The sequence below is a fragment of the Waterburya sp. genome (genome assembly GCF_058530065.1).
Genome location: NZ_JBZNBU010000324.1, coordinates 21,766 through 28,983, shown reverse-complemented (window position 1 = coordinate 28,983; position 7,218 = coordinate 21,766). Strand labels below are relative to the sequence as shown.

General features: G+C 35.5%; 7 protein-coding genes. 3 read left to right on the top strand and 4 right to left on the bottom strand.

Annotated features, from left to right (window positions below):
- The 3 genes from AC33VI_RS19345 to psaC form a co-directional block, all read right to left on the bottom strand.
- The coding region (locus tag AC33VI_RS19345; protein WP_491783893.1) for a filamentous hemagglutinin N-terminal domain-containing protein at positions 1 to 934 on the bottom strand (934 nt) is incomplete at its 3' end.
- A 159-nt stretch (positions 935 to 1,093) separates the two neighbouring features.
- A complete protein-coding gene (locus tag AC33VI_RS19340; protein ID WP_491783892.1) occupies positions 1,094 to 1,213 on the bottom strand; it encodes a photosystem II protein Y in 120 nt (39 codons plus the stop codon).
- A gap of 245 nt (positions 1,214 to 1,458) precedes the next feature.
- On the bottom strand, positions 1,459 to 1,704 hold the full coding sequence (psaC, locus tag AC33VI_RS19335) for a photosystem I iron-sulfur center protein PsaC (RefSeq protein ID WP_006515950.1): 246 nt from the start codon (positions 1,702 to 1,704) through the stop codon (positions 1,459 to 1,461).
- A gap of 280 nt (positions 1,705 to 1,984) precedes the next feature.
- Here psaC and AC33VI_RS19330 point away from each other — a divergent pair, with 280 nt between their 5' ends.
- Positions 1,985 to 2,461 (top strand): J domain-containing protein, encoded by a 477-nt coding sequence (locus tag AC33VI_RS19330; RefSeq protein ID WP_491783891.1) that lies wholly within the window; start codon positions 1,985 to 1,987, stop codon positions 2,459 to 2,461.
- Here the strand turns inward: AC33VI_RS19330 and AC33VI_RS19325 are convergent.
- The gene (locus tag AC33VI_RS19325) at positions 2,458 to 4,578 is read right to left on the bottom strand and encodes a right-handed parallel beta-helix repeat-containing protein (protein ID WP_491783890.1); all 2,121 of its coding nucleotides are present in this window, start codon (positions 4,576 to 4,578) and stop codon (positions 2,458 to 2,460) included. The genes AC33VI_RS19330 and AC33VI_RS19325 overlap by 4 nt on opposite strands.
- A 443-nt stretch (positions 4,579 to 5,021) precedes the next feature.
- Between AC33VI_RS19325 and AC33VI_RS19320 the strand changes: the two genes are divergently transcribed.
- Both AC33VI_RS19320 and AC33VI_RS19315 read left to right on the top strand, forming a co-directional pair.
- Positions 5,022 to 5,768, top strand: coding sequence for a DUF4388 domain-containing protein (locus AC33VI_RS19320; protein WP_491783889.1), 747 nt, complete (start codon positions 5,022 to 5,024; stop codon positions 5,766 to 5,768).
- A 181-nt stretch (positions 5,769 to 5,949) separates the two neighbouring features.
- Entirely contained in the window at positions 5,950 to 7,131 is a 1,182-nt protein-coding gene (locus AC33VI_RS19315) for a response regulator (RefSeq protein ID WP_491783888.1), read from the top strand.
- Positions 7,132 to 7,218 lie beyond the last annotated feature (87 nt).

Sequence of the window (7,218 nt, the reverse complement as noted above, 5' to 3'; positions counted from 1 at the left end):
ATTCAAGAGAAATACTTCCAGTAGCATTTATGATAATATCTCCTGCTTGAGCTTCAATAGAAGTTGAATCGGTTGTAATTCCTGCTATCAGTTCACTTGCATCGCTAAAATCAACATTATTAGCATCTAAAGAAATACTACCTCCTACCGTACCACTAACATTTACATTGGCAGCATTGGTAAAAGATAGGTTCGATCTGGCTATATTTTCAGGAAAGGTCAAACGATCGTTAGTTTCTAGAGAGATAATACCTCGATTAGCCAAACCGCCGATTTTAATTGTGCCTTCTCGTGCAGTTGCACTTCCTCCTTCAAAGTTTACATCGCCGCCAATTAAACCTAAAGTGTTACCGAAAGATACTTCTAATCCAATCAAATCACCTTCATTGTTGACAGCAGAAGATCTGTTAATAATGGAACTTGGATTATCTCTCAAATTCAAACCAATGGGTGCGTTGATAGTAAGTGTTGGTGCATTGAGATTATTGACCGCGCTAAATTCACCATCTTCAAATACAATACTATCTGCGGTACTGCTATAAAAAGATCCGCCAATATCTAGACTGGCGTTTTCGCCAAAGATAATTCCCGCAGGATTGATTAAAAATAAACTAGCATTACTATTAGCACGAATTAAACCATCGATATTAGAAATATTTCCCCCTGTTACCCGACTAAAAATATTAGTAATATCGTTAGCATTATCAAATAAAGCTTCGACCCCAGTAGGTACGGAAAAATCTTGAAAACTATGAAATAGATTGCCACCCCTCCTACTACCGTCTTGGATAGTAAAGCTATCGCCATCAGCATTTACTGTAGTTCCTGTCGTATCATCAGAGGTGATTTGTGCGATCGCAATTTTATGAGTAGAACAGAAATAACCAACAGTACAAAGAGAAAGCTTGAAAAGAGGAAATAGGGTTAGTTTCATTACCTAGTGAGTATTGATGAAGCTATTTTTGAATCTACCAATACTAACCTATGCGATCGCTTTTTTGGGCTATTAAAATATTATGGAAAACATTAAAAAACCGACCGAAATTGTCTTAATTTCTAGTCGGCAGAATTATTTTAAATTTATATTATTAAATTAACCTTCTTTGTTAAAGTATTTTTGCGCTTGCGCCAAAGCAGCAGCACCAATATTAAATACAGCCCAACTAGCAGCGATCGCTAGAGGTGCAACAACTACTATCACACGCCAGTCCATAATTTAACCTCTCCTGTACAATTTTCAATTTATTTTAGGGGTTTATTAACGTAAAACCATACGTAGCCATACTTAAATGTATCAGCTTTCTTAACCTTTTTTGCAGATTTTTTCTTTGGCTGAATCTAGGATTGAATGCCATTGACAAAAATAGTGCCGCCCAATTTCTAAATCTCACTAAGGACTAGGGAAACTTTAGAAACTTGACGACACTTTCGTAGTTTTATAGATTAAAAATCTAGATCTTAATAAGCGAGACCCATACTGCGAGTAGTTTCTGCACCTAAATAGACGCGGATACTCAAGAAGTCGGTAGGACAAGCTGTTTCACAACGTTTGCAACCTACACAGTCTTCCGTACGAGGAGAAGAGGCAATTTGACCAGCTTTACAGCCATCCCAAGGTACCATCTCCAATACATCAGTAGGACACGCTCTTACGCACTGAGTACACCCAATGCAGGTGTCATAAATTTTGACGCTATGGGACATTAGAATATAAGCTCCAACTGCGAATGTTCTTTTTTTAGTATTCTTGATAGAATCAAGGGCTAGTTTACCCCATGCTTCTATTCTGACTCTGCAAAAGCTGGGATAACTTTAAATTCTGTAACAACAGAGGAGAATTTTTTCCTAATTTGGTTGACGAAGTTTAACATTTCTTCAATAAAGTATTTATTTCTGGTTAGTGATTAGTCTTTAAAGATGAGATTTTAAGCCTTGATTTGGCGAGCAAAATTCGTTAAATAATAATAAAGAATCAGTTTTAGTTATGGTCAATTCCAATCAAAATTTTAGCAACCGACAACAGTCAAAAACTCTCTCTACCGCAACTAAGCTGGTTAATACCTATTACGATTTGTTGGATTTACATCCTTCTGCCTCAACTATTGCCATTCGTCGTGCCTACCGTCAGTTAAGTAAGAAATACCATCCAGACACTACCAAACTTCCTCCTAATGTGGCAGTAGCCAAATTTCAAAGGCTAAACGAAGCCTACGCCGTTTTGAGCAGCCCAGAAGAGCGATCTCTTTACGATTTAAAGATTGGTTATTCTCGCCTGAACGTCATTCAAGCCCCTAATTGGTCAGATCCAGAAGAACCAAAATATTCTAAAACCGCTTATTTAGATCCTACAGATCGCCCCCTCTCTTCGGGAGAAATTTTTATGTTGGTATTGCTATGCCTAACTTTTGTTAGTTGTTTGGGTTTAGTATTGGCAGTCGCTTATTTTAAATCTTCTGTTTAAGAATCTAAACTTATTTTCCAATTCTTAATTGGAGAATTAGTCTGTAGTTGAAAATTGCCCTCTTGAGGAGCGATAAATAGAGGGTCGAGCAATTGTGAATTGCGATCGCCCTTATGCCATTCTCGCCAAGATAAATTGCCAAAATTAGGATTCGAGTCGTTTACTTGCCAATATATATTGCGATCGAATACTGCTTTTGCTCGGTAGTTTTCATCTTTTGACAGCCCAGCAATAAATTTTCCCTGCTGCCAATAAACAATATTGTGTTTGAAATAAAAGCTAATTGTATTTCTTCTCAAGGCGGTTTTTAAATCCCTCTTATTTCTCAGGATTTGAGTTTTTTCACCGAAAGCAAAAATATTATTGATAATCAAATTTTCCATGCCATAATGCTGGCAAAAAGCACCATCAGTAGTGTTATAAACCAGGTTATTTTCTACTCGAATAAAAGAACTACCTTCGTCGAGATAAATGCCCCAACCGCCGTAGCGAATTCCCGCGACATCGTGAATGGTATTGTGACGAATCACAGTACCTTTCTGATTGCCCAGATTATAAATTGCTCCCATATCGCTGAGAATCGCACTTTTGCTATTACTTAACTTACCAATGTGATGAATATAGTTGCGATCGATGATATTGGCATAGGCTTGAGTTTCCTCAAATCCCCAAGTACCTCTAACAGATATAGCTGTGTAATATAAATCGTGAATGTGATTGTAGGCAATAAAATTATTATGGCTATGGACGGCACGAATACCTACCGCACTGGGAAAAAACTTACCCCCGTCATAAATATGATTCTGAGTAATGCTGTTGTGATGGGAAACTTCTTCAGGAACAATATTTGGCACAGAAGTTTCTCTTTCCCCAATTTTAATTGCTCCCGCTCCCAAATCTGTAAAAGTACAGCCTGTAATTTGATTGTGATGGCAACCGCGCCACAATTCGATCGCATGATTGCCTAAATGCTCGAACGTACAATAACGCCAATCACAATTGTTGATTCCATTGGCGATAATTGCCCCGGGTACTCCCCAAGCATTATGAGTATAGCCAGATTTGTCTTTAGGTAAGTGCCAATCAGTATGGGCAAAAGTTAAATTCTCAAACTTTAAATGACTGATGAATTTATTTTCTTGAGGTTTTCCTGCAAATCGCACCAAAGTATCCAATACAGGAACGATAACTTCAGTATTAAGTAGGGTTTCTTCAGGTAGAGGCAGATAATATAGACGAGACTTTCCTCGATCTAAATGCCATTCCCCAGGAGTATCTAGAAGTTCAAATGCACCTTCTAAGTAATAAGGATCTCCTGGTGCTAGTTTAAATACGCTTTCTTTAGCAAAGTGCAAGCTATTTTGTTGAGGATCTACCTTAATAATCGGCAAGCGAGATTCAACCCAACGATTCATGACGACCACTTCGCCACCCTTAGGTCTTAAATTACGTGGTATATCTGCTAGATGATATTTAAAACTGCGATGTCCGTCATGCCAATTTTGCCCCTGGCGATGGTGAACCGACCTGACTGTTAAATATCCTTGATTGGGATAGCGCGCTCGTCTTCTTCTTACTCCGTTAACCCAGAGATGTTGAAATCTGACTTGTTTTAATTCGTCTGGTAAATTTATCGCCCACAAACGCAGACCATTAAGATTTTTCTCTTGCCAATCGGTAATAGTTCGACCGCCACTAATGGTTACTTTTTCTTGGGGTGCTGCTTTATAAGAGATGGGATATAACTCCCTACCAGAATCTGCTGGAGTTAGAGTAATTGGCTCGATTAGTTGATAAGTACCACCTCTAAAAATTACTTCGATCGCTCGCTTAATTTCTTGGTTTTCTCGGGTAATTTGTCTTATCGCCCTTTGAACTCCTTGCCAGGTGGCAAAAGGACGGTCGGGATTACCAATAGCTTCTTTTATCGAACGATTGTCGCGACCAGTGGGGGCAACAAAAAAAATTATTGGTTCTAATTCTAGATCTGGGAAAAAATCAATTTCTTCAGCATTTGCAGGCGATTGAAATTCTAAATTACTTGCCATACCATTTTTTTGACCCGAAGCAAGTATCCAACCTAATAGTACTTGCAATAAAAAGTGGCGACGAAACATTGAGTTAAGTTTATCGTATAAAAAGTAATGCTAGCTAAATATTTTAAGTAGGTAGGCTAAATAATTTATAAAACCTAAGTAGTCGCTCTTTTACCTGACCCCTACACCCTAAACCATAACCCCTGCTACAACTATTTTATATTTAATTTTACCTTTCCACTTAAGTGCGATTGTGCGATTGCTGTCTTATTCTAACATTTCTAATTAATTTAGTTGTTACTACTTATTTTCCTCTCTTCTCTAGCAACTATAAGATTACGGAGTTATGATTGTGGACGCAATCAATCGATTGAGGGGTATCAACACAATTAGAATAATTAAAGCATTATTAGGAAGTAGCATATTTACATATTTCTACAATATTTAGATGTTGGATTTATTTACTATACTTTGAACTACAAAAGTAATAACTGGTCAAGCTATTTTATTTTTTAATAATTTTGATGGGTGCTAATAATAAGCTGGGAGAAAAACTTATTTCTTTGAATCGACAAAAATTTACAGGAATTTTGTCAATCGCATCTCAAGACGGCAAACAAAAATGGAAGATATTTTTTTACTTAGGTAATTACTTATGGACAGAAGGTGGTTTTCATCTAAATCGCTCTTGGAAAAGAAATTGCAATCACTATTTTCCTGGGATAAACACCAGTTCAATTATTGTCAGAAACCAACCAGAGGTTCAATCTTATAACTATCTTGTCTTAAATGTTTTATTGCAGAGAAAAATTATTCAACGCCAACAAGTAAAAAAATTAATCGCCAATTCTAGTCAAGAAATATTATTTGACTTACTACAAAAAGAATATAATGATTTTTTGTATTATGATATTCAGAAAACTTCAGCCCACTATTTACTAAAAAGTGGATTTAATTTATCTTTAGCTGTGGTAAATTTAGAACAAATACTATTTCAAGCTCAAACATCTTGGTCTACTTGGGGTGCTAAGGGTTTAGCATCTTGTTCTCCCCATCATGCTCCTTTATTACAAAACGATCGCCGATTAAAACAACAATTGCCCGATCTCATTATCAATAATATGTCAAGATTATTAAATGGTAAAAATACTTTAAGAGATCTTTCTTTTAAAATGAAAAAAGATATTCTGGATATTACTTGTGGGATAGTTCCTTATTTTTTCAAAGGATATTTGAGGTTTTTAGAAATACCCGATATTTCAGAAATCTAACCCAGGTAATTTCCAACAAGAATAGATACCGACAATTTATTACTTGTGTTCGATCAAATAAATAGTAATTTTTCTCATTTTTCAATTAAAGTAGTCGATATTTTACTGATATCTACTGATGTCAAAAAGCTGGGAAAAAATTATATTTATGTAAATAGATCGTAATATACATAACTTAAATATGATTTTTGCTTTACTTAATAATCTTAAAAAGCAATCTTTTACTGGCATTGCCCGCATCAGCACTAAAGAAGAAGGCGATCGCATTTACTGGCAAATTTACTTCGATCGAGGTAAATTATTTTGGGCAAATGGGGGAATACACCCCAATCGCTCTTGGCAAAGACATTTGAATAAATATTGCTCTGATGTCGATCTAAAGCAAAATAATTTTCGCGATAGCAACCAATACCGCTGTCCTGAGTATCATAGCTTGGGAGTTCTATTGCAGCGTAATATAATTGGTCAGGAAGTTATGTTAAAGTTAGTTGCCAGTAAAATCATAGAATCATTTTTCGATCTGTTTCAGCAAGAGAAAAATACCCCCCTTGAATTAGACCAAGAAGCTTTATCTTTATCAGATTTAATTGGAGATATTTCTAATTACTCCCTAATTAGTATTGATATTGAAATGGCATTCAAACATATGCAGCAACAGTGGTCTGCTTGGATTAAAAATGGATTTATATCGGTTTATCCCGATTATGCTCCTCAAATTAAAAGTAAAGAACAATTAAAACAAGCAGTTCCAACAGTAGTCTATCAAAATTTTACCAAGTTATTAGATGGTCGTCGTAGTTTGCGGGATTTGGCTATTGGAATGAATAAAGATTTATTAATGCTTACTAAATCAATTTATCCATACATACATCAAGGATTATTGGAATTAGCTAAAGTTCCTGACTTGAATTTAACTCCCACTAGCAAACCTTCTAATCCAGATCGAGGATCGACTAATTCGGTAGATAAATCTTTAATTGCTTGTATTGATGATAGTCCTCAAATTTGTCAAATCATGCAGCAAATTATTACTAAAGCAAATTACAATTTTTTAGGAATTCAACAACCCATTCAAGCAGTTCCTAAATTAATTACTGTTAATCCTAAAATGATTTTTTTAGATATTGGAATGCCAATTTTGAATGGATACGAAGTTTGTACTCAAATCAGGAGAGTATCTAAGCTAAAAGAAGTACCAATAATTATGCTAACAGGAAATGATGGGGTATTCGATCGCGTCAAAGCTAAAGTTTGCGGAGCATCAGATTTTCTATCTAAACCCATTGAAATCGAAAAAATATTACAAACTATAGATAAATTTTCTGCTTCCGACCTTCCAAGCGTTATGGCATCCAAAAACTAATATATGTGAATATACTTGAATAATCTTTAATTAAACAAAATTACTCATTATCTTTGATTATTAAAACTAAATTAAGCAAAAACTTGA

Coding starts and splice junctions, on each gene's coding strand:
- AC33VI_RS19340 (WP_491783892.1), bottom strand. CDS start 1,213: ATGGACTGGCGTGTGATAGTAGTTGTTGCACCTCTAGCGATCGCTGCT.
- psaC (WP_006515950.1), bottom strand. CDS start 1,704: ATGTCCCATAGCGTCAAAATTTATGACACCTGCATTGGGTGTACTCAG.
- AC33VI_RS19330 (WP_491783891.1), top strand. CDS start 1,985: ATGGTCAATTCCAATCAAAATTTTAGCAACCGACAACAGTCAAAAACT.
- AC33VI_RS19325 (WP_491783890.1), bottom strand. CDS start 4,578: ATGTTTCGTCGCCACTTTTTATTGCAAGTACTATTAGGTTGGATACTT.
- AC33VI_RS19320 (WP_491783889.1), top strand. CDS start 5,022: ATGGGTGCTAATAATAAGCTGGGAGAAAAACTTATTTCTTTGAATCGA.
- AC33VI_RS19315 (WP_491783888.1), top strand. CDS start 5,950: ATGATTTTTGCTTTACTTAATAATCTTAAAAAGCAATCTTTTACTGGC.